Raw genomic sequence first — 21,831 nt, forward strand, 5'->3', positions numbered from 1 at the left:
TAGACCAGAAGGGTGCGGGGGCGACGACTTCTCAGTTACAGCGACGCGGTGGCGCTTCTCGGCGGCGACAGCGCGGCACTGGCGGCGGCCGACCAGGCGCTCGGCGGGGCGCTGTCGATGGCGACGGGCGGCGCGAGCGACGCGGTGCTCAACCTGTTCGCGGCGCGGGGCGGGGTGCTGAGCCTCGGGCGCGACCTGACGACCGGGCTGCGCGAACGGCTCGGCTCCTCGGAGCGGGCCGAGCGCACGGAACGCATCGCGGCGGCGCACGCGGTGCTCGTCGTCACGGCGTACTTCGAGGCCCTGGGCGAGGCGGAACTTCCCTTCGACCTGGCTGAGGCGCGGCTCACGCGCCGCGAGCAGATCGGCCTGGCCGGAGGGTCGGAGGCGGCACACAGCTTTGTCCAGCGCCTGGTCGCGACGGGGGCTCCACAGCCCGCCCCGCATCTCGCGTACGAGCAGACCCTTGTCGATCTCCGCTTCTGGTACATGGACCTCTCGGTCCGCCTGAAGACCCTTCTCCACGGGCTGGCCCTGTGGGACCGGCTGGACGAGCGGGACCGCGGCGCGACCGAGGGAGCGCTGGGGGTCGCACTGTGTGAGGCCGCTCTCGGGCGGTACGAGGAGCTGTACGCCCAACTGGCCCTCGAGGTACCCGAGTTCGGCTTCTGGTCCGGCCAGGTCGAGCATCAGGCCACCCGCGCCGGCATCCGTCAGGCACTCACCGGCATCGAGACCGTCCTGACCGGTCTGACCGCCGTACGCCCCTTCACCCACGTCGCCGCCGCCCTCGCCACCGGCTACCGGGCGGCCCTGCCCCGCCCGATCCTGGCCGAGGGGGAAGCGCCGACGGGCGTGTGCCTGCCCACGCTCGGCGAGGGGTACGTCGACCCCGACTTCCGCGTCCGGGCGGTGGTGGAGGGCCGTTACGGACCCGCCGAAGAAGAGTGGTGGGAGAGCACACCGGTACGGTCCGACCTCACCGAGTACCTCGCCGGCGCCCTCACCTCGATCGCCGCCACGACCGCGCCCCTGGTCGTCCTCGGCCAGCCGGGAGCGGGGAAGTCCGTACTGACCAAGATCCTCGCGGCCCGGCTGCCCGAGGCGGGCTTCCTGCCCGTCCGGGTCATCCTGCGCGAAGTGCCCGCCGACGCCGACGTGCAGGACCAGATCGAGCACGCCGTACGCGCCACGACCGGCGAGCGGGTCTCCTGGCCGGAGCTGATCCGGGCCGCCGAAGGGGCCGTACCGGTCCTCCTCTTCGACGGTTTCGACGAGCTGCTCCAGGCGACCGGCGTCAGTCAGTCCGACTACCTGGTACGAGTGGCCCGTTTCCAGCAGCGCGAGGCGGACCAGGGCAGGCCCGTCCTCGCGCTCGTCACCAGCCGCACCGCCGTCGCGGACCGCGCGCGCTACCCGGAGGGCGCGGTGGCGCTGCGCCTCGAACCCTTCAGGGAGCAGCAGATCGAGCGCTGGCTGGGCCTGTGGAACCGCCTCAACGAGCCGTACCTCGCCGCGAACGGACTGCGCCCCCTGCCCACCGCCGTCGCCGCGCGCCACCAGGCCCTCGCCTCCCAGCCGCTGCTCCTGCTCATGCTCGCCCTGTACGACGCCACGGCGAACGCGCTGCAATACGGAGCCGAGAACGACGAACCGCTGGGCGAGGCCGAACTGTACGAGGAGCTGCTGGCCTCCTTCGCCGTCCGGGAGGTGGGCAAGTCCGCCACCGCGTTGACGAGACAGCAACTGGCCAACCGGGTCGAGCAGGAACTCCAGCGCCTCTCCCTGATCTCCTTCGGCATGCTCAACCGGCACCGGCAGTGGATCACCACCGCCGAGCTGGAACAGGACCTGGCCGCGCTGCTGGGCCGCCCGGAGTCACCCCGGGCGGCCGGATTCCGCGCGCCGCTCGACCAGGCGGAGATCGCGCTGGGCCGGTTCTTCTTCGTACAGCGGGCGCAGGCACTGAGGGACGACCAGCGGCTGGCGACGTACGAATTCCTGCACGCCACCTTCGGTGAGTACCTGGCCGCCCGTCTCGCCGTACAGCTGCTTGTCGGCCTGCTCGACCAGCGTCCTGCGCTCTCCCTCGGCCGGGCGGGCGTGGACGACGACCTGCTGTACGTCCTGCTGTCCTACGCGCCGCTGTCGTCCCGCCAGATGCTCCGCTTCGTCGGCGCCCGGATCAGTCACGTCGCCCCGGACGACCGTGAGCGGCTCGGCGAGCTTCTCGTCACCGTGATGGCCGACCACCGCAACCGCACCGAGCACCGGTTCGCCGAATACCGGCCGACCGTCCGCGCGACCTCCTCGCGGCACGGCCTCTACGGCGCGAACCTGATGATGCTGACGGTGCTGGTCAGGGACGGGGTCAAGGCGAGCGAAGTGTTCCCCGACAGCTCCAATCCGGCGGGCACCTGGCACCGGCACGTGCTGCTGTGGCGATCGGCCTTCAGCGAACCCGAGTGGACGGACTTCGCGATCGCGCTCGACCTCCATCACGTCTGGAACGACGACCGGCGGGACCTGGACATCTGGCCGGCGGAGGACGCTCTCGTCCCCGAACCGGTCGACGCGTACTGGCTCTACGGCCGACCGCCGGGGCACGGGGACCGCACCAGCTGGGTCTGCTGGTCCCGCCCGTACCCCGATCAGATCCGGCACAAGATGGCGGTGTCGGGCGGGACCAACGACGGGGTCGTCCTGCACGCGGTCGACCCCCTCTTCCGCCGGCTGGGGTCGGCCGTCACCACCTTCGTCGGTACGCCGGACGGGACCGCCACCTCGGTCGCCCACAGCCTGACGGAGCTGTGGCTGGCGAGCCGCCTCGGCGGCTCGGACGGCGATCTGGCTGCTTTGTACGAGCGCTGCGCCACGTTCCTGCGGCCCCACTCCGGGCTCGACCACGACACCAGGAGCCGCGCGATGCGGCTTGTGCTGGGCCAACTGGCGAACGACATCGACCGGCTGCCCGCGTCCCTGGCGGTGACTGTGCTGAGCACGCTGAGGCCGGGCGTCTTCGACTCTCCCGCGTTGGAGTTGCTGGCGCGAACCGCGATGGCGGCGGTGGAGTCGGGCGGCGCCGCCGGGCAGGACCGCGAGGCGCTCCAGGACTACTGGGAGGATGCCGTCGACGCCCTCCTGGAACTGGGCGACTTCGGCCGGGTGCTGCATCTCTGGGCCATGACCAGTGAATCGCAGTGGGCGAGAGGGTGGTTCGGCGACGCCGCGCGTGAGGTGCTGGCCCGGATGACCGGCGACCAGGTGCGCGACGTCCGGCCGGAGACCCTTGCCCGGGTGCGCGACCTGGTCGCCGCGTACCCGGCCCCGGCCGGTTCGCCCTGACGCTCACCCCAGATCGAGCGCGTTCCGCAGCCCGAGCCGGTAGCGCGTCCGGTCGTGCCGTTTCAGGAACTCGATCGCCGGCGGCCGGAACAGCGGAGTGATCTCGCAGCGCCGGGCCGTAGAACCCGCCTGCTCCAGAAGGGCGTTGACCGCCGCGCGGGCCGACGCGTTCGCGCCCTCCATCGTCGCCAGGTCGATGTCCACGGACACGTAGTCGCCCGCCAGGAAGAAGTTGGGGATCCTGGTCGCCGCCGACGGGCGGTTGTGCAGCGTACCGACGGGGTGGATCAGCAGCTCGTCCTCGTTCGTCGGGTTAGGGGTGCCGATACCGTCGACGCCCGGGTCGAGGAACCACGAGTGCAGGGCGCTGTCGCGCAGCACCGTCCTGCCGGTGTCGTTGAGCGCGGCCTTGAGCTGCGCCCACACCTCGCGCGCCACCTCCTCGCGGGTGCACTGCTTGGCCGTCCTACCGTAGAGGATCCCGGGCTTGTCCCATTCGGAGATGTCGACGGACAGGCAGTCCGCCGCCGTGCCGTCGCCGTAGTCGGCGGGGAAGTCCCGGCCCGGCCAGTGCTGCGCCTGGGCGATGGCGGTCAGTGACCAGGGCGAGTCGATGCAGTTCACGTGGCCGTGCAGGATCGGCGTACGCGCCGTCAGATAGAACTGGATGCCCGTCATCCAGTCCGTCCTGAGCCGGTCGCACCGGGCCAGCTGCGGGTCGGCGGCGCGCATCGCGGCGTTCCAGGTGGGCCGGGCGTGCTCCACCGGGAGGGCGCAGACGTAGTGGCCGGCGGTCACGGTGCGGCGTGCGCCGTCCGGGTCCTCGATCACGGCCGCCGAGATCTTCCCGTCGGCGTACTTCATCTCCCGTACGGTCCATCCGATCCGGAAGTCGACGCCCAGGCCCCGCAGGTGGTCCACCCACGGGTCGATCCACGCCTCGTTGGTCGGGGCGTTGAGGATGCGGTCCGGCGGGCCGTCGGCGCCCCGGCCGAGCGCGTTCAGCACGAAGGCCTCGCCGAGCGTGCCGACCGTGCGGGTGCTGGCCTCCTCGGCCTTCGTCGCGACGATGTTGCGGGTGACGCCGATGGCGAGGATGCGCTGGTAGTCCTTGGACATGCGCTCTGCGCGCACGAAGTCCCACCAGGGCGTGCGTTCCCAGGTGTTGTCGCGCCGCTCGTCGCAGCTGGTCAGAAAGACGAGGGCGCGGTTCACGAAGTACGCGCTCTCGTGCGCGGGGAGGTTGGCGGCCGTTTCGAGAAGGCCGGTCAGCGCGCGGCGGATGTCGTCGAGGGTGAGTTCCGCCGGCTGGTGGCCGGGCCAGGGGATCGGCATCCGGAGGTCCTCGCGGCCCGTGCGCGCGAACATCATTTCGCGCGGCGCGACGAGATTGTCGTGCACGCCGTTGGCGTTGCCGGGGAAGGGGATGCGGCGCATCGTGTCCGGCAGGTTGTGGTAGATGCCGGGGATGAAGCGGAAGCCGTGCTCGGCGGGCAGCGGCCTGCGCCCGCCCTTCGCGCTCTGCGGTACGTCCATGCTGCGGGCCTTGCCGCCGAGCGCACGTCTCTCGTACACCGTGACGGCGAAGCCGCGCTCGGCGAGTTCGTGCGCCGCCGTGAGACCCGCGACGCCGCCGCCCAGTACGGCGACAGACTCCTGAGCGGTACGCCGGCCGGTGAGTGCCGGTGCCGGTGCCGGCGTGGACGCCGTGGGGGCGGCCGTCGCGGGCGCCGCTCCCAGAGCCAGCGCCCCGCCCGCCGCCGCGGCCCCTGCCACGAAGGTGCGTCTGGAACTTCCCATGCCCCGTCCCCCTGTCGCCTTACCGGCGGTAACTGTCGCGTCAGGCCCAGGAGAATACGGGCGGCCCCCAGGGCCCGGAAGGCACATGCGGGCCCAGTCGTACATTGGCGCGAAAGGGCCCCATCCGTCGCAGGCACAATGGGGACATGTCCCGACGCAGTTCACGCGGCACGAGCCGCCACCCTCAGGGCCGGCCCGCCCCCGCGCCCCTCTCCGCCGCCTCGCCCTGCCCGTGCGGGCTCCCCGTCGCCTACGGCGCGTGCTGCGGCCGCTTCCATTCCGGCGCGGCGGCCGCGCCGACCGCCGAAATCCTCATGCGCTCGCGCTACAGCGCGTTCGTCGCACAGGACGCCGCGTACCTGCTGCGCTCCTGGCACCCCGACACGAGGCCCAAGACCCTCGTCTTCGACCCGGACATGCGCTGGCAGGGCCTGGACATCCTGGCCACCACCGACGGCAGCGCCTTCCACACCGCGGGGACGGTCACCTTCCGCGCCCACTGCACGCACCACGGTGAGCCCGGCGAACTGCACGAGCAGAGCCGTTTCGCGCGCCACGAGGGCGCCTGGGTCTACCTCGACGCGGTTTTCACCCACTAGCCGCTCCGCGCGCCGCGGCCGTCCATTTCCTCCTGGACTGGTCGGGTTTCGGGTGGCATGGGAGGGGTACTGCGGACGGGATCGCGGCGGTACGGATCTCGCCGGATCTCGCGGGATTCCGCCGCCCGGATACCTCGCACGAGTACCCCGCACGAGCACCACCCCAGGTACCCCCGGGAGGCACACCATGGACGGCATCACCGCCCTGGAACTCGACGCGCTCTGGGACGATTTCCACCGCGTGGTGAACATGACGTCGCAGGAGCTCAGCGCCTGGCTGCGGACCAGTGACGCCGGCGAGCACAGTGAGCCACTGCCGGAGCGGGCGGGGACCGAGACGGGGCAGCGGGTACTGGCGGCCCTGCGCAAGCGGCGCACGGATCTGACCGAGGAGGACGTCGCGGTCATGCGGCACGTCGTGGAGGTGGTCAGCGCACAGCGGCGCACCGATCTCGAGCCGATAGCGGGGGACGGTGTCTGGCGCCGTCAGCTGATGGTGCTGGGGCACGACCCGCTCAAGCGGTCATGACCGCCGGGACCCGTACCCGCGCCCGGCCCCGGGGCGGCGGCGGCCGGGGTGGCCGGGACGCACGCACGGTCCGGGCCCTCCTCGACGCGCACGGGCGTACGTACGCCGCCGAGGCCGGCATCCGGCTGCGCGACACCCCGCAGCCGCTCTACCGCCTCCTCGTCCTGGCCTGTCTGCTCAGCGCCCGCATCCAGGCCCCGATCGCGGTGGCCGCCGCCCGCGCGCTGCACGACGCGGGCATGCGCGACGCGGGCCGCATGGCGGGCGCCACCTGGCAGCAGCGGGTCGACGCGCTCGGGGAGGGCGGATACCGCCGCTACGACGAGCGGACCGCGACGCAGCTCGGTGACGCGGCGCGGCTGGTCCTCGACCGGTACGGCGGCGACCTGCGCCGCATGCGCGACGCCGCCGACGGCGACACCGGGGCGATGCGGCGCCTGCTGCGCGAGGTGCCGGGACTCGGGCCCGCCGGGACGGACATCTTCCTGCGCGAGGCACAGGCCGTGTGGCCCGGGCTCGCGCCGTACCTGGACGGGAAGGCCCTCCAGGGCGCGCAGCGGCTCGGGCTCCCCACGGACCCCGCCTCCCTGGCCCGGCTCGTCGGCGCGGACGAAGCGGCTCCGCTGGCGGCGGCGCTCGTACGGGCCGCACTCGACCGGCACATCGCGGACGAGCTCCGGCGCGACGACTGATCCGCCCTGCCGCGGAGGGCCCCGTCGGGGGCGGACCGCCGCCCCCGGTATCGGCCTCGTCGTGCGCGCCGAAGGGAAAAACGACCTCACCGTTGATCCGACCCGCACCACGCATGACCCTTGCCGGGCTCACCGCCATGGCGGCCGGTTTCTTCCTCCCGGCCGTGATGCCGACGGCGCTCGGCGTCGTCGGCCACCTCGCCCCGCTCGTGGTGGACACCGTCGGCTGCGCGGTGTTCCGGACGGCCGACAGCACGGCCGTCATCGCGGATGTCCGCCCGGACCGGCGGGGCGTCACGTCATGCGTGCCGTACGTCGGTTGAGTGTCCGGCCGGGGTCCCGAGTGGGGGGCGGGCCCAGCACGGCCGCGGCCGGCAAGGCACCCTGGGGTGCGTGACCTCACTTCCCCACCAGGTGCAACACGGCCCCCGCGAACACCACATGATCGTCAGCGGCGACGACGCGCTCGCCCACCGGCTGGCCGCCGAACTGCGCGAGGTGTACGGGGAGCGGGTGACCCTCGTCGTGCCGCCCGCACGCGAATCGGGCCACGCGCCCGCACCCCTGGCGGGCCGTGGACCGGGCCGGGCGTCCGCCCTCTTCGGACGGGTGTCCGCCGTCATGAACCGAGCCGGTGCCGCCACGCCGGTGGGAGCCCCGGACCCGCCCGGCCAGGACGACCGGCCCGCAGACGCCGTGCGCGTCGTCGAGGCCTGGGAGCTCGACGACCTCGTACTGGCCGAGGCGGGTGTGGAGCGGGCCGCCGCGCTCGCCCTCGTCCACGACGACGACGAGACCAACATCCGCGCCGCGCTGACCGCCCGTCGGCTCAATCCCCGTCTGCGGCTGGTCATCCGCCTCTACAACCGCAAGCTCGGCCAGCATCTCGAAGAACTCCTCGACCAGGCTTCGGCCGTCGCCATGCCCGGCCTCGACGACGCCGCCCTGGACGCCGCCACCACCGTGCTCTCGGACGCCGACACCGCCGCACCCGCCCTGGCCGCCACCGCCGTCGCCGGCACCAGCAAGGTCGTCCAGGCCGACGGACTGCTCCTGCGCGCCGTCGAACGCAACCCGCCCGCCCGGGGCGAGGTCGCGGACCCCGGAATCTGCACCCTCGCGCTGCTCTCGTCCACCACCAACAACCCGGCCGGCGCCGAGGGTTCCGACCGCAGCGGCGAGGAGGCGCCGCGCCTGCTGCCCGACGACCGCAGCGTCGCCGAAGCCACGGGCCGGGGCACCATCGTGCTCGAAGCGATCTCCTCCACGGGTACGGCGCCGCCGACGGGCCCGCTCGCAGGCCGGGGCCTGCCGCTCTCCGAACTCTTCTCCCGTCGCCTGCGGTGGGCGATCTCCGGCATCGCGGCCGCCGTACTCGGCCTTGCCGTCGCGTCCTGGCTCACCACCGGTGACCACCCGCTGCACGCCGCCTACGTGACGCTGCTCGACCTCTTCGCGATCAACGATCCCGCGGTCGGCGCGACGCTCGACCGTCAGATTCTCCAACTCCTCGCCGGGCTTGCCGGGATGCTGCTGCTCCCCGTGCTCGTCGCCGCCGTCCTCCAGGCCCTCGGTACCCTCCGCAGCGCCTCGGGGCTGCGCCGCCCGCCGCGCGGGCTGTCCGGCCATGTCGTCCTCCTGGGCCTGGGCAAAGTCGGCACCCGTGTGCTGGCCCGGCTGCGCGAACTCGGTATCCCGGTGGTGTGCGTGGAGGAGGACCCGGAGGCGCGCGGCATCGCACTCGCGCGCCGCCTGCGCGTACCGACCGTGATCGGCGACGTGACGCAGGAGGGCGTGCTCGAAGCCGCCAAGATCCACCGCGCGCACGCCATGCTCGCTCTCACCAGCGCCGACACGACCAACCTCGAAGCCGCGCTGTACGGCCGTTCCGTCAAGTCCGACCTCCGCGTGGTGCTGCGTCTCTACGACGACGACTTCGCCACCGCCGTCTACCGCACCCTGCGCGCCGCCCACCCCCGCGCCCTGACCCGCAGCCGCAGCGTCTCCCACCTCGCCGCGCCCGCCTTCGCCGGCGCAATGATGGGCCGCCAGATCCTGGGAGCCATACCGGTCGAGCGTACGGTGCTGCTCTTCGCCGCCGTGGAGGTGGCGGGCCTGCCGCAGCTCGAAGGCCGCACCGTCGCCGAGGCGTTCAGCTCCGGCGCGTGGCGCCTCCTCGCCCTGGACACCGCGACCCCCGGCGATCGCCGCAGCGACCTGAGCGCGGCCCGCGCCGCCGACGAGGACGGCGACGCCGGGGGCAGAGCCAAGGGCCCTGGACAGCCGCCGCGCCTGGTGTGGGACCTGCACCCCGGCTACGTGCTGCGCTCCGACGACCGCGTCGTCCTCGCGGCCACCCGGCGCGGCCTCGCCGAACTCCTCGGCCGCGTACCCGCACCGCGCTGAACGGTGCCCGGGGCGTCCGGGGCGGGTTCTGCCCGGAGCTGCCGACCCCTGTACGGCAGCTCCGGGTCCGGCCATCGTTCCAGCAAGCCAACTCCCCGCGTATTGCCGGTTTCCGGCAATCTTTATGCTCTCTTCATGCCGCAGGCCCACGACGAAGAGCTGCCAAGGAGCTGTCAGGGAGCCGTCAACGGCGCGTCAAGAATCATCGGGAAGCGTCAAGAATCCGGGGAAGCGCGTGACAGAGGCCGAAATACCCGAGGAGTACCTGGCCGGGTACGCCCGGATCCTGGCGGACGTCTCCGCCACCGGCCGCCGTCTCACCCGGGCCGAACTGGACTCGCGCCGTGCCCTCGGCGAACAGGCCGCCGAAGCGGGCCACGGCCTGCGCGCCCTCGTCGGCCGGCACCTGGCCGCCACCCGCGCCGCCTGGCCCGGCGCGTCCACGTCGCCGGAGCGGGTGCTGGCAGCGGTGGAGCAGGCGGTCGACGCGTTCGCGGAGGGGTACGAACGGGCCCAGCGGATGGCCGTACGCCAGGAGGAGGCCGCCCGCCGCGAGTTCATCGACGACCTCCTCCACGGGCGCAGCGACCTCGGCCGGCTCGCCGCCCGCGCCGAACGCTTCGGCCTGCGCCTCTCCCAGGCCCACGCCGTTGCCGTGGCCGTAGGGACCGAGGCGTACGAGGACACCGACCGCGTCACCCGCCGGGTGGACCGCGAACTCATCGGCCGCTTCGGCGACCGCCGCATCCTGCTCGCCACCAAGGACGGCCGGCTCATCTGTATCGTGCCCGGCGACCAGACCGACGTACTCACCCACTTCGCCAAGCAGGCCCACGCCGCCACGGACGGCGGCCGGGTGGCGATCGGCCGGGCGCATCCCGGCGCGGGCGGTGTGGTCCACTCGTACGAAGAGGCCCTCAGCGCACTGGAACTGGCCGATCGCATGGACCTCGACAGCCCCGTGCTGCGCGCCGCCGACCTGCTGGTCTTCCCCGTCCTGACCCGCGACCGGCAGGCGATGGCGGACCTGGTGCTGAGCGCCCTGGGGCCGCTGCGGCGGGCCCGGGGCGGCGCCGAGCCGCTGCTGGAGACGCTGAGCGCGTACTTCGACGCGGGCTGTGTGGCGGCGGAGGCGGCCCGGCGGCTCAGCCTGAGCGTACGGGCGCTGACCTATCGGCTGGAGCGCATCCGCCGGCTCACCGGGGCCGACCCGGCCGACCCGATGCACCGCTACACCCTCCAGACGGCGGTGATCGGCGCACGTCTGCTGGAATGGCCCGCCAAGGAGATCTGACGCGGGAGACGGACACCGGGGTGGATACCCTGGGCGCCGTTGTGATTCAAGGGCACCATGAGGAGAACCAGCGTGGCCGAGTCCGTCATACCGCCGCCCGACCCACTCGCTCCCAGCGGCACGCCTCTTGGGGCGTCACGGCGGGGGATCGTCCGGTGGTTCGCGGCTTTTGTCGCGTTCGTCGCCCTGGTTCATTCCAGCATGCTGCTGCTCTACGTCGCCACGGACTTCCCGCTCTCCAAGACCTACGCGAAGCAGGTCAACGGGTGGATGCGGCCGCTCTTCCCGCAGGACTGGAGCATCTTCGCCCCGGAGCCCTCCAAGTTCAACCAGCACCTCGAAGTGCGCGCGAACGTGGACGGGAAGTTCGGGCCCTGGCTCGACCTCACCGCGCACGACAACGCGGCGTACCGGGGTGAGCTGCTCCCCAGCATCGAGGACCAGCTCGTACTGCGCCGGGCCATGTCCCAGTACCGGACCAACGCGGCACGCGGAGATGCCGGCCAGGCCACCGGCCGCTCGGCGCGCTACCTGCTCAATGTGGTCCTGGTGAGGCTCGAGGGCATGGGCGAGGAGGCGGGGCAGGCCGTACAGCTGCGGCTGAAGAGCACCCGCATACCGGCGCCCGGATCCAGGAGCGACGCCGCCGTCACGCGCCCGCAGTATCAGACCCTCGGATACTGGAAGGTCCGCTCATGAGCGTACGCGCAGCACTCGCCCTGGGGCTGGACTCCGCCGGGGGCCTCGGCCGCCAAGTCCGGGCCACCGCCCGGAAGCTGACCCTCCAGCCACTCGCGCCCTACAGCGCGGCCGCGATCCGCATCGGCCTGGGCGGCCTCTACCTGATCCACCTGCTCCGTGAGTCGGTGCGCGCCGACCGCCTGTGGGGGCCGGGCTCACCGTTCACGGCCGACCTCTTCGACCAGACCCTGGAGGCCCGCGGCTGGGACGGCGCGTTCTCCTGGTGGTACTCGCTCCTGGTCACCGACAGCGCCCTCCTCTTCTGGGCCTGGTACGCGCTGGCCGTCGTGGCCAGCGCGCTGCTGATGCTCGGCTGGCGCACCCGCGCCGTCACCGTGCTCTTCTGGTTCCTCGTCGTGGCCTTCTACATCCGCGGGTCCATGGCCAACAGCGGCTGGGCGCTGCTGAGCCTGCTGTTCGCCAACTACCTGCTCTTCGTCGCGTCCGGCCGCCACTGGTCGCTCGACGCGCGCCGCCGCGCCCGCAGGGCGAAGGCCGGGGACACCGCCGTGTCGAAGTTCGTCTTCTGGGGCGCCGAGACGGAGGAGCTGCGTCGGCGCCTGGTCACCGTCCTGCACAACGGCGGCATGGCGATGATCGCGCTCCAGGTCATGGTGATCTACGGTTCCGCGGCCATGTACAAGATCCAGGGCGAGTCGTGGCGCAACGGCACGGCTCTCTACTACTCGATGATGTACGACGACTTCTCGACCTTCCCCGAACTCTCGGCCTGGGTCGCCGGTCACGGTACGTTCGCGGCCCTCATGGCGTACGTCACCGTCTTCTCGCAGATGCTGTTCCCGGCGCTGGTGTTCAACCGGCGGCTCAAGTACTGCATCCTCGTCATCATGCTCACCACGCACATCGGTATCGGGCTGCTGATGGCGCTGCCGATGTTCTCGGCCATCACGATCGTCGGCGACCTGGTGTTCCTGCCGACCACCTTCTGGCTCGCGGCGTCCCGGCTGGTGCGGACGGCGCGAGCTGCTCCGGAGGAGACGCCCGGGGCGCAGGTGCCGCCGCCGCGGAAGGTGGCGGAGGCCGAGGTGGGTTCGTCGGCGTAACCACGGAGCGAGCCGGGCCGGCCACGCTCAGCGGCGGCCGGCCGGCACGAGATCTCCTTGCGCGAGGTCCTCGGCGAGCAGCCGCTTGGCGATCGCGTCGACGGCGGCCAGCAGTTCCTCGTTGCCGGGCCGCCCGCCGTCCATCTCCAGCTGGTCGCCGAGCCACCGCGCCCACGCCGCGCCGATCACCTCGGCCTCGCGCTCGCCCGCCGGAGTGTGCGAGAGCAGGTTGCCGTCGCGGGTGAGGTAGCCCTCGCCCACCATCCGGTCGAAGACCGGCAGCAGGACCTCCGGAGGGACGTTGCGGCGGGTGGCGATCAGCCCGAGGCTGGCGTGTCCGACGATGCGGGTCAGCAGCGCCACCTGCATGACCGCCCAGGCGCCGGCGATGTCCAGCCGGGTGTCGGACCCGCTGACGATCCACCGCGCCGTGTCGGGGCCCTTGGCGTGGAGGATCTGTGCGACGGCCAGCTCCAGCAGCCTGGCCGAATCGCCCGAAGTGGGCGACGCGAACCCCTCGCCCATGTCGGTCGAGCCGGCCCGGGCGGTGTCGCGCAGCTTGACCTGCTTGAGGAACAGCGACACCACGAAGCCGACGATCGCGACCGGCACCGTCCACAGGAACACTGTGTGCAGCGAATCGGCGTACGCCTGGACGATCGGCTCCGCCTGCGCGGGCGGCAGCGCGTGCACGCCCTCGGGGCTCTGCGCCGCCTGCGTCAGGGCGACGGGATCCGCGCCGCCCGCGCGGGCGGCCTCTATGACGCCCGTAGTGAGGTTGGGGCGCAGGGAGTTGGCGTAGATGGTGCCGAAGACGGCGGTGCCGAATGACATGCCGAGCGTACGGAAGAAGGTGACGCCGGAGGTGGCGGTGCCGAGGTCCGTGTACTCCACGGTGTTCTGCACGGCGATCGTCAGGACCTGCATGCACAGGCCGATGCCGGTGCCGAGCACGAACATGTAGAGCGATTCCAGCCAGGTGTTGGAGTCCGTCCCCATCAGGGACAGCAGAAACAGGCCGATGCCCATCACCAGTGAGCCGACGATGGGGAAGATCCGGTATGTCCCCGTCTTGCTGACGACGTTGCCGCTGAAGACGGACGCGATGAGGAGGCCGACGATCATGGGGAGCGTACGGACGCCCGAGACCGTCGCGGAGTCCCCGTCGACGTACTGGAGATACGTCGGCAGAAAGATCATCGCGCCGAGCATCGCGAAGCCGACGACGAAGCTGAGGATCGAGCAGACCGTGAAGACGGGATTCGAGAACAGCCGCATGGGCAGCATGGGCTCGGCGGCACGCGTCTCGGCGTAACAGAACAGCGCGAGCGCGATCAGGCCGCCCGCGAAGAGTCCGATGATGACGGCTGATCCCCAGGCGTACTCGTTGCCGCCCCAACTGGTCGCCAGGATCAGCGCGCTCGCACCGAGGGCGACGAGCGCGATGCCCAGATAGTCGATGACCGGGCGGGTCGCCGAGCGTACGGACGGGATGTTGCGGGCGGCCGCGATGACCACGACGATCGCGATCGGTACGTTGACGTAGAACGCCCAGCGCCAGGTCAGGTGGTCGGTGAAGAGACCGCCGAGGAGCGGGCCGATGACGGTAGCCACGCCGAAGACCGCGCCGATGGCGCCCTGGTACTTGCCACGCTCGCGCAGCGGGATCACGTCGGCGATCAGCGCCATCGAGGTGACCATCAGGCCGCCCGCGCCGATGCCCTGCAGAGCACGCCAGGCGATCAGCAGGGTCATGTTGCCCGAGAGGCCGCACAGGAACGAACCGGTGATGAAGACGATCGCCGAGACCTGGAAGATGAGCTTGCGGCCGAAGAGGTCGCCGAATTTGCCGACGAGCACGGCGGCGACGGTCTCGGCCAGCAGGTAGGCGGTGACCACCCACGACATGTGCTCGGCGCCGCCGAGTTCGGCGACGATCGTCGGCAGGGCGGTGCCCACGATGGTCTGGTCGAGGGCCGCCAGCAGCAGGCCGAGCATGATCGTCCCGAAGACGATGTTGCGCTGCCGCCTGTCGAGCACGGGCGGCGCCGAGGCCGCCGCCGGTGCGGGTGCCGGGTCCGTGGCCGGGCTGGTCTCGCGGGTGGTGGTCACCTCTGCACCCTCACACCGGCGCGTGCGGCGCGCATGCGGCGTACGTCCGTACGCCGTAGCCCCACGCGCCGTGGCCGCACGGCGCCGCGGCGGGAAGGGCCCGGCCGGGGAAAGCCCCGTCGGGCGCCGCGGTCCGGGTCGGGCGCCCCCGTACTGGGCAGGCTCCAGGGAGGGGTAATCCGGCGGAGGGGGACGGCATGGCGGACTTCGCGGTGATCGGCGGCGGCATCGGCGGCCTGGCAACGGCGCTCTTCGCGGCCAGACGCGGCCACCGCGTGACGGTCTTCGAGCGCGACACCCGCGCCCCCGGCGGCTCCCCTCTGGACGAGGACTTCTTCGGCTGGCTGCGCCCCGGCGTACCGCAGGCCGCCCAGCCGCACCTGATGCTCGGCGCCGCCCGTTCGGTGCTCCGTGCCGAAGCGCCCGACGTGTACGACACGATCATGCGGCTCGGCGCCCGTGAACGCCACGAGCTGGACTGGTTCGAGGAACGGCCCCCCTCCCGCCCCGGCGACGAGGACCTGGTGATGGTCCAGGCGCGGCGCATCGTCGTGGAGACGGCGCTCACGGCCGCGCTGCGCGCCGAGCCGCGTGCCGCCCTGCGCTACGGCGAACCCGTCACCGGACTGCTCGTCGACCCGTCGGGCGCGCCGCCGCGCGTCCGCGGCGTGCGGACGCCACTGGGGGCGTACGAAGCCGAGCTGGTGATCGACGCGGGCGGGCGCCGGTGTGCCTCGGGGGAGTGGCTGACCGGGGCGGGCTGCCGGCCACCGGTCGTGGAGCGCCACCGCACCGGCATCGCGTACTTCTGCCGCTGGTACCGGCTGCCCGGCGGGCGCGCGGACGGCCCCGCCCGGCCCTGGACCGTGGCCGGCGGCACGTTCGCCGGGTGCGCCGTCTTCCCCGCCGACAACGGCCTGTTCGCCGTGACGCTGTTCGTCCACACCGAGGACCCGACGCGCGGCGCGCTGCGCGACCCCGCCGTCTTCGAGGCGGCGGCCCGCACCTTCCCGCCGGGGGAGGCGTGGCTGGAACTGGGGGCGCGGCCGCTCTCCCCGGTGCTCGCGACCGCCGGTCTCGACAACCGCTGGAGCGCGCTGGTCGACGAACAGGGGCCGGTGGCCACCGGCATGGTCGGCGTCGGCGACGCCGTCACCCACACCAACCCGACCATCGGGCAGGGGATGTCGCTCGCGCTCTGGGCGGCCCGCCGCCTCGCCCGGGAGACGGACCCGGGCGCGGGGCGCGACCGGGGCCACGGCAGGGACCCGCGCCCCGCGCCCGGCTCACCGGACTTCGTCGCCGAGCACTACGCCTGGGCCGTGCGCACCCTCAAGCCGTGGTTCGACTTCCAGGTCACGACCGACCGTGCGATCGGCGAACGCTTCGCCGTACAGGAGTTCAGGGCCGCGCCCGCCCGGCAGATGGCGGCGCTCTTCGAGTGCGCCCAGGAGGACCCGGAGGTGATGCGGGCGCGGGCCAGGGTGCGCCACCTCGTGGCGCCGCCCGCCGAGGCGTACGGGGCCCCGGAGGTCAGGGCGCGGGTCGCGGCGTGGCTCGCGGCGCACCCCGACTACGTACCGAACACGGTCGGCCCGGACCGCAGGGAGTGGGACAAGATCACCGCACCCTGAGACCTCCGTCGCCCGGTGCGCCGCGCCCTCCGACGGCCCGGTGTCACCGCGCCCTGAGCACGTCCGCGAGGTCGTAGCTCACCGGCTCTTCCAACTGGGCGTACGTACAGCTCTCCGGCGTACGGTCCTCGCGCCAGCGGCGGAACCTGGCCGTGTGCCGGAAGCGGTCGCCCTCCATGTGGTCGTACGCCACCTCGCACACCGCCTCCGGGCGCAGGGCCACCCACGACAGGTCCTTCTTGCCGGACCAGCGGCTCGGAGCGCCGGGCATGCGGGCGCTCGCGTGGGCTGCGTCGTCCGTCCAGGCCGCCCACGGGTGGCCCTCGGCCTCGGGCGACTCCATGCGCAGCGGGCCCAGCTCGTCGATCAGCTCCTGGCGCCGTCGCATCGGGAACGCCGCGCACACCCCGACGTGCTGGAGGGCGCCGGCGTCGTCGTAGAGGCCGAGGAGGAGCGATCCGACCACGGCGCCGGTCTTGTGGAACCGGTAGCCGGCGACGACGCAGTCCGCCGTCCGCTCGTGCTTGATCTTGTACATCAGGCGGGTGTCGGGGCGGTACGGCATGGACTCCGGCTTGGCCAGCACGCCGTCGAGGCCGGCGCCCTCGAAGTGGTCGAACCACTCCTTGGCCACCTCGATGTCGTTCGTCGCGGGAGCCAGGTGCACGGGGGGCGGCGCGCCCTCCAGCGCCCCGGCCAGGGCGCTGCGCCGGTACACGAAGGGGGCGTCGAGCAGGGCCTCGTCGTCCAGGGCCAGCAGGTCGAACGCGATGAAGCTCGCGGGTGTCCGCTCGGCGAGCGTCCGCACCCGGGATGCCGCCGGATGGATGCGCTCGCTCAGGCGGTCGAAGTCGAGCCGGCCGTCGTGGACGATCACGATCTCGCCGTCCACGACGCAGCGCGGCGGCAGCGCGGCACGCAGCGACTCGACCAGTTCGGGGAAGTAGCGGGTCAGCGACTTGCCCGTCCTGCTGCCGATCTCCATCTCGTCGCCGTCCCGGTGGACGATCGCGCGGAACCCGTCCCATTTGGCCTCGTACTGCATGCCGGGCCCCGGCGGGATGGTGGCCACGGCCTTGGCCAGCATCGGTTTCACGGGCGGCATCACCGGCAGATCCATGGGTCGATTCTGCGACTTTTTGCCCCGGATCGCCCGATCCGACCCGGACCTGACGCGGATCTGATCCCGATCACGCCCGGGCGTAGTCCGAAAGTGGTCCGAAAGTGGTCCGGTATGCGGCAAAAGCCCGACCGGCTTAGCGTGGCGGACATGGGTGAAGCGGTGGAGCTGCATGCCGGAGGGCGGACCGTACGGCTGTCCAGTCCGGACAAGATTTACTTTCCCGAGCCCGGCTACACCAAGTGGGACGTGGCTCAGTACTACCTGGCCGTGGGCGACGGGATCATCCGCGCCCTGCGCGACCGGCCGACCACGCTCCAACGCTTCCCCGAGGGCGTCGGAGGCGAGTCCTTCTTCCAGAAGCGCGTCCCCAAGAACCTGCCCGACTGGATCCCCACCGCCAGGATCGCCTTCCCCAGCGGCCGCACGGCCGACGAGATGTGCCCCACCGAGACCGCCGCCGTGCTCTGGGCCGCGAACCTGGGCTGCCTGACCTTCCACCCCTGGCCGGTACGCCGTGACCGCCCCGAACACCCGGACGAACTGCGCATCGACCTCGACCCGCAGCCCGGCACGGACTTCGGGGACGCGGTCAGGACCGCCCACGAACTGCACGCACTGCTCGACGAACACGGCCTGCGCGGCTGGCCCAAGACCTCGGGCGGCCGCGGACTGCACGTGTACGTGCCGATCGAGCCCCGCTGGACGTTCACGGAGGTACGCCGCGCCGCCATCGCCGTCGGCCGCGAACTCCAGCGGCGCATGCCCGACCGGGTCACCACCGCCTGGTGGAAGGAGGAGCGCGGCGAGAAGATCTTCGTGGACTACAACCAGACGGCGCGCGACCGCACCATCGCCTCCGCGTACTCCGTACGTCCGCGCCCGCACGCCCCCGTTTCCGCGCCACTGACCTGGGACGAGCTCGACGAGGCCGATCCGCGCGCGTTCGACATCGCCACCATGCCGGTGCGGTTCGCCGAACTCGGCGACGTACACGCGGACATGGACGACCACGCCTTCGGCCTGGCAAGCCTGCTGGAGCTGGCCGCACGCGACGAACACGACCACGGCCTGGGCGACATGCCGTACCCGCCGGACTACCCCAAGATGCCGGGCGAGCCGAAGCGGGTCGCGCCGAGCAGGGCGAAGCACGAGGACACGTGAGCGCCGTATGACCGGCGCCCCGGGAGACGGCGGCGCGGACGGACGCGACACGTCGCACGGCGCGCACGGGAGGCCGCCCACGCGCGCGGAGAAGTGGGCGGCCTTCAAGGAGTCGCCGTTTCTGCCCGCGCTCGTGCTGGTGTTCATCCTCGCGCTCGCCGCCGGGCTCTTCGCCGGCTCCTACACGTACACGATGGCCAACCCCACCCCGCACCGGATCCCCACCGCGGTGGCCGGGCAGAAGCAGACGGCGGACGGCCGGGCGTTCGTCGCCGGCATGGAGAAGGCGCTCAGCACCTCACTCGCCCTGACCCGTTACGGCACGGAAGCCGAGGCGCGCCGGGCCGTGGAGGAGCAGGAGGAGTTCGCGATCCTGCGGCTCGCGGGACCGGGTCCCGGCGTGCGGCTGGAAGTGGCGGGGGCGTCGGGCGCCTCCGTCGCGCAGGTGCTCGCGGAGACGGGCGCGAAGGTCGGTCGTCAGCTCGGCATTCCCGTCGTGATCAGGGACATCAAGCCGCTGCAGGACGGCGACCCGCGCGGACTCGCCCTCTTCTACATCTCGCTCGCCGCCGTCATCATCGGCTTCGTCGGCGCCATCCAGCTCAGTGTCCACGCCCGGGCCCTCGACCCCGCCGAGCGGATCGCCTTCACGGTCGCCTACTCCCTCCTCGGCGCGTTCGCGATCGCCGCGGTCGTGGACTGGCTGCTCGGCGCGCTCGACCTGCCGTTCGTCGAGTCGTGGCTGATCCTCGCGCTGACGATGTTCACGTCGGGCATGGTCTTCACGATGTTCAACACCCTGATGGGCCGCTGGGCGATGCTGCCCACCTGGGGACTGATGGTGCTGCTCGGCAACCCGTCCTCGGGAGGCGCGGTGTCCTGGCCCCTGCTGCCGTCCGTTCTCGGCCACGTCGGCCGGTGGCTGCCGCCGGGTGCCTCCGTCAACGCCCAGCACACGGCCGTGTACTTCCAGGGCCACCAGCACTTCTTCCCCTTCCTGGTGCTGGCCGCGTGGTCCCTGGTCTCCTGCACGGTCTTCTGGGTCTACCGGCACCGCCACCCCGGCGGACGCGACCGCGTGCCCGCGCACGCGGTCGCACCCGCCGGGGCCTGAAGCCGGCCGGCCTACAGCTGCTTGACGCGGATGTCGCGGTACGAGATCACGTCGGTGGTCCCGTGGACCTGGAGGCCGATGTAGCCGGAGGCGTACCGCCGGCCGTCCGTCCCCGGGTCGTCACCGCGCGGCGGGTAGAAGTCCTGCCCGCCGTTGTTGTCGAACTCGTTGATCAGGACACCGTTGCGGAAGACCGAGTAGTGCTGGCCCTCCACCCGGATCTCGTAGTCGTTCCAGGTGCCCTTGGGCGTGACGCCCGCCCCGCCGAGACCCACCCGGTCGAAGCCGTAGACCGAGCCGGTCTTGTACATGTCGCCGTCCGGGCGGTCAAGGATCTGCACCTCGTGCCCGTACTTGATGGCCACCCACTCCGGACGTGGCTCCTCCGGGTGGTCGTGGACCTGCGGGAAGCGCACGAACACCCCGGCGTTGGCGTTGCCCGTGCCCGGTGCGTCGTCGCGCCAGCGCAACTTGAGGGAGAAGTCCTCGTACTTGCGCTCCGGGAACCACAGCATGCCCATGCCGGGCGTCGTGGTGCTGCTCGTCATCGACCCGTCCGCGTTCAGGCCGAACGAACCGCCGCCCACCTGCTGCCACTTGGCGAAGGAGGACTGCGTACCGTCGAACAGGTCGCGGTAGCCGCCGGTCTGGCCCGGCTTGCCGATGCCGGACTGCTTGGCTGCGCGGTAGATCTTCCGGTGCTCGCGTCCGTCGATCACACCGTCGTGAAGCAGCTTGTCGACGACCTTGTCCACGTGCTTGAGGAAGAGCGCCTGGGAGGTCCACTCCCGCTCGTCCTCGATCAGCTCGTTGATGGTGCAGCGGCTGCGCGTGATGCGATTCGGTACGCCCGTGTCGACCGTGCCGACGATGACGGTCAGCCGCTCGTCGTGCTCGGGGCAGTTCGGCGCGGGTACGCCGCCGCCCTCCGCGATCGTGAACGCCACCTGCTTCGCGACGGACGTGTTGCCCGCCTTGTCGGTCGCCCGGTGGTCGACCGTGTGCCGGCCGACGCGGTCGACGATCACCGGCACGGTGTACGCGAGGTACGGGCCGCGGTCGAGCGAGTACTCGACCTTGTCGACGCCCGACCCGCCCGCGTCCGTCGCGGCGAGCGTCACCTTGGCGCTGGTGATGTACGCGCCGTCGGCGTTCTTGTCACCGGTCACCGTCGCCGTGGTCTCCGGCGGCGTCTTGTCGTCCGTGGGCGGTGCGACGACCGTGAAGTCGACGGCCTTCTCGGCGGACGTGTTGCCCGCCCGGTCCGTCGCCCGGTAGCGGATCTTGTGCGTGCCGGTCTCATGGACCATGACCGGGCCGTTGTACGCCTGCCAGGCGCCGGACGCCCCGAGCGCGTACTCGATGGTGTTGACGCCCGACCCGGTGTCGGACGCGGTCACCGTGACCGTCGCCATGCCCAGGTACTGGCCCTCCGGATTCTTCTCGCCGCTGACCGTCGCCGAGGTCTCCGGCGGCGTCTTGTCGTCCGTGGGCGGTGCGACGACCGCGAAGTCGACGGCCTTCTCGGCGGACGTGTTGCCCGCCTTGTCGGAGGCCCGGTAACGGATCTTGTGCGTACCGACCTCGTGGACCATGACCGGCGCGGTGTACGGCTGCCAGGCACCGGCCGCCCCCACCGCGTACTCGATCCTGTCGACGCCGGAACCCGCGTCGGTGGCCGAGACGGTCACCGACGCGTGCCCGATGTACGCGCCGTCCGCGTTCTTCTCGCCCTCCACCTTCGCCGAGGTCTCCGGCGCGGTCGTGTCCTCGCCGCCGCCCTCGGTGACGGTGAGGACTCCCTGCATCGAGCCGTGGCCGGGGATGGTGCAGTGGTAGAAGTACCGGCCGGGCGTGAGAGTGACCGTGGCGGTGTGCCTGCCGCCCTGGGCGTCACTCGGGTTGGCGAGGATGTTCAGCTGTACGTCGTTGTTGTACTCGGGGTCCGACACGTCGAACGTCAGCGTGTGCGGCATCCCGGTCGTGTTGCCGGTCGCCGCGCTGTTCTCGAAGACGATCGTCGTCTCGCCCGCCACCGCCGTCTTCGGGAAGCTCAGGTAGCGGTCGATCGGGTCGCCCGCCGTCCAGGTGAGGGTCTGAGCGGCTGCGGCTTCTGTCGCTGCCCCGTCGTCCTCGCGGCCGTACGCCGCCGTCGACGTCAGGCCGAGGACCATCAGCAGGGCGGCCACGAGCGCCGTCCACAGATGAGGAGCTCTT

16 protein-coding genes are annotated in these 21,831 nt (G+C 72.1%); 12 read left to right on the forward strand and 4 right to left on the reverse strand.

Going from position 1 to position 21,831, the window contains the following annotated elements; all coding sequences use genetic code 11:
• Window positions 1-48: 48 nt before the first annotated feature.
• Window positions 49-3,345, forward strand: coding sequence for an NACHT domain-containing protein (locus ACWIHY_RS02945; RefSeq protein ID WP_454373767.1), 3,297 nt, complete (start codon window positions 49-51; stop codon window positions 3,343-3,345).
• A gap of 3 nt (window positions 3,346-3,348) precedes the next feature.
• Here the strand turns inward: ACWIHY_RS02945 and ACWIHY_RS02950 are convergent, their stop codons facing one another.
• The gene (locus ACWIHY_RS02950; RefSeq protein ID WP_454373768.1) at window positions 3,349-5,145 is read right to left on the reverse strand and encodes a hydroxysqualene dehydroxylase; all 1,797 of its coding nucleotides are present in this window, start codon (window positions 5,143-5,145) and stop codon (window positions 3,349-3,351) included.
• Window positions 5,146-5,291: 146 nt separating this feature from the next.
• Between ACWIHY_RS02950 and ACWIHY_RS02955 the strand changes: the two genes are divergently transcribed.
• The 8 genes from ACWIHY_RS02955 to ACWIHY_RS02990 all read left to right on the forward strand — a co-directional run bounded on the left by ACWIHY_RS02955 (window position 5,292) and on the right by ACWIHY_RS02990 (window position 12,470).
• The gene (locus ACWIHY_RS02955) at window positions 5,292-5,744 is read left to right on the forward strand and encodes a YchJ family protein (protein WP_454373769.1); all 453 of its coding nucleotides are present in this window, start codon (window positions 5,292-5,294) and stop codon (window positions 5,742-5,744) included.
• A gap of 187 nt (window positions 5,745-5,931) precedes the next feature.
• Window positions 5,932-6,273, forward strand: coding sequence for a DUF3140 domain-containing protein (locus ACWIHY_RS02960; protein WP_454373770.1), 342 nt, complete (start codon window positions 5,932-5,934; stop codon window positions 6,271-6,273).
• Window positions 6,270-6,965, forward strand: a complete 696-nt coding sequence (locus ACWIHY_RS02965) for an endonuclease (RefSeq protein ID WP_454373771.1) — start codon at window positions 6,270-6,272, stop codon at window positions 6,963-6,965. The genes ACWIHY_RS02960 and ACWIHY_RS02965 overlap by 4 nt, the downstream gene beginning before the upstream one ends.
• Before the next feature lie 113 nt (window positions 6,966-7,078).
• Window positions 7,079-7,288, forward strand: a complete 210-nt coding sequence (locus tag ACWIHY_RS02970; protein WP_454373772.1) for a hypothetical protein — start codon at window positions 7,079-7,081, stop codon at window positions 7,286-7,288.
• 118 nt (window positions 7,289-7,406) lie between these two features.
• Window positions 7,407-9,371, forward strand: a complete 1,965-nt coding sequence (locus tag ACWIHY_RS02975) for an NAD-binding protein (protein WP_454373876.1) — start codon at window positions 7,407-7,409, stop codon at window positions 9,369-9,371.
• A 235-nt stretch (window positions 9,372-9,606) separates the two neighbouring features.
• A complete protein-coding gene (locus ACWIHY_RS02980) occupies window positions 9,607-10,665 on the forward strand; it encodes a PucR family transcriptional regulator (protein ID WP_454373773.1) in 1,059 nt (352 codons plus the stop codon).
• A gap of 72 nt (window positions 10,666-10,737) precedes the next feature.
• On the forward strand, window positions 10,738-11,364 hold the full coding sequence (locus tag ACWIHY_RS02985; protein WP_454373774.1) for a DUF5819 family protein: 627 nt from the start codon (window positions 10,738-10,740) through the stop codon (window positions 11,362-11,364).
• Window positions 11,361-12,470 (forward strand): HTTM domain-containing protein, encoded by a 1,110-nt coding sequence (locus ACWIHY_RS02990; RefSeq protein ID WP_454373775.1) that lies wholly within the window; start codon window positions 11,361-11,363, stop codon window positions 12,468-12,470. Before ACWIHY_RS02985 ends, ACWIHY_RS02990 begins: the two co-directional genes overlap by 4 nt.
• Window positions 12,471-12,497: 27 nt before the next feature.
• Here the strand turns inward: ACWIHY_RS02990 and ACWIHY_RS02995 are convergent, their stop codons facing one another.
• A complete protein-coding gene (locus ACWIHY_RS02995; RefSeq protein WP_454373776.1) occupies window positions 12,498-14,582 on the reverse strand; it encodes an MDR family MFS transporter in 2,085 nt (694 codons plus the stop codon).
• 197 nt (window positions 14,583-14,779) lie between these two features.
• Here ACWIHY_RS02995 and ACWIHY_RS03000 point away from each other — a divergent pair, with 197 nt between their 5' ends.
• Window positions 14,780-16,216 carry an FAD-dependent oxidoreductase gene (locus ACWIHY_RS03000; RefSeq protein WP_454373777.1) on the forward strand — a complete coding sequence of 479 codons (1,437 nt, stop codon included), beginning with the start codon at window positions 14,780-14,782 and terminating at the stop codon, window positions 16,214-16,216.
• 43 nt (window positions 16,217-16,259) lie between these two features.
• On the opposite strand, the gene ACWIHY_RS03005 is transcribed toward ACWIHY_RS03000, so the two are convergent.
• Window positions 16,260-17,336: an ATP-dependent DNA ligase gene (locus ACWIHY_RS03005; protein WP_454373778.1), complete on the reverse strand. Its 1,077-nt coding sequence runs from the start codon at window positions 17,334-17,336 to the stop codon at window positions 16,260-16,262.
• A 150-nt stretch (window positions 17,337-17,486) separates the two neighbouring features.
• On the opposite strand from ACWIHY_RS03005, the gene ligD reads away from it, so the two are divergent.
• Together ligD and ACWIHY_RS03015 are read left to right on the forward strand one after the other, a co-directional pair.
• Window positions 17,487-18,500: a non-homologous end-joining DNA ligase gene (gene ligD, locus ACWIHY_RS03010; RefSeq protein ID WP_454373779.1), complete on the forward strand. Its 1,014-nt coding sequence runs from the start codon at window positions 17,487-17,489 to the stop codon at window positions 18,498-18,500.
• A gap of 7 nt (window positions 18,501-18,507) precedes the next feature.
• On the forward strand, window positions 18,508-19,614 hold the full coding sequence (locus ACWIHY_RS03015) for an ABC transporter permease (RefSeq protein ID WP_454373780.1): 1,107 nt from the start codon (window positions 18,508-18,510) through the stop codon (window positions 19,612-19,614).
• Between the two features lie 11 nt (window positions 19,615-19,625).
• Here ACWIHY_RS03015 and ACWIHY_RS03020 read toward each other — a convergent pair whose 3' ends face one another.
• Window positions 19,626-21,788, reverse strand: coding sequence for an OmpL47-type beta-barrel domain-containing protein (locus ACWIHY_RS03020; RefSeq protein WP_454373877.1), 2,163 nt, complete (start codon window positions 21,786-21,788; stop codon window positions 19,626-19,628).
• Window positions 21,789-21,831: the final 43 nt, after the last annotated feature.

Source organism: Streptomyces sp. NPDC055287, from assembly GCF_053646035.1.

Excerpts from the sequence above, each read along its gene's own strand:
- ACWIHY_RS03000 (WP_454373777.1), top strand. The coding sequence starts at position 14,780 with ATGGCGGACTTCGCGGTGATCGGCGGCGGCATCGGCGGCCTGGCAACG.
- ACWIHY_RS03020 (WP_454373877.1), bottom strand. The coding sequence starts at position 21,788 with ATGGTCCTCGGCCTGACGTCGACGGCGGCGTACGGCCGCGAGGACGAC.
- ACWIHY_RS02960 (WP_454373770.1), top strand. The coding sequence starts at position 5,932 with ATGGACGGCATCACCGCCCTGGAACTCGACGCGCTCTGGGACGATTTC.
- ACWIHY_RS02950 (WP_454373768.1), bottom strand. The coding sequence starts at position 5,145 with ATGGGAAGTTCCAGACGCACCTTCGTGGCAGGGGCCGCGGCGGCGGGC.
- ACWIHY_RS03015 (WP_454373780.1), top strand. The coding sequence starts at position 18,508 with ATGACCGGCGCCCCGGGAGACGGCGGCGCGGACGGACGCGACACGTCG.
- ACWIHY_RS03005 (WP_454373778.1), bottom strand. The coding sequence starts at position 17,336 with ATGGATCTGCCGGTGATGCCGCCCGTGAAACCGATGCTGGCCAAGGCC.
- ACWIHY_RS02965 (WP_454373771.1), top strand. The coding sequence starts at position 6,270 with ATGACCGCCGGGACCCGTACCCGCGCCCGGCCCCGGGGCGGCGGCGGC.
- ACWIHY_RS02955 (WP_454373769.1), top strand. The coding sequence starts at position 5,292 with ATGTCCCGACGCAGTTCACGCGGCACGAGCCGCCACCCTCAGGGCCGG.
- ACWIHY_RS02970 (WP_454373772.1), top strand. The coding sequence starts at position 7,079 with ATGACCCTTGCCGGGCTCACCGCCATGGCGGCCGGTTTCTTCCTCCCG.
- ACWIHY_RS02975 (WP_454373876.1), top strand. The coding sequence starts at position 7,407 with ATGATCGTCAGCGGCGACGACGCGCTCGCCCACCGGCTGGCCGCCGAA.
- ligD (WP_454373779.1), top strand. The coding sequence starts at position 17,487 with ATGGGTGAAGCGGTGGAGCTGCATGCCGGAGGGCGGACCGTACGGCTG.
- ACWIHY_RS02990 (WP_454373775.1), top strand. The coding sequence starts at position 11,361 with ATGAGCGTACGCGCAGCACTCGCCCTGGGGCTGGACTCCGCCGGGGGC.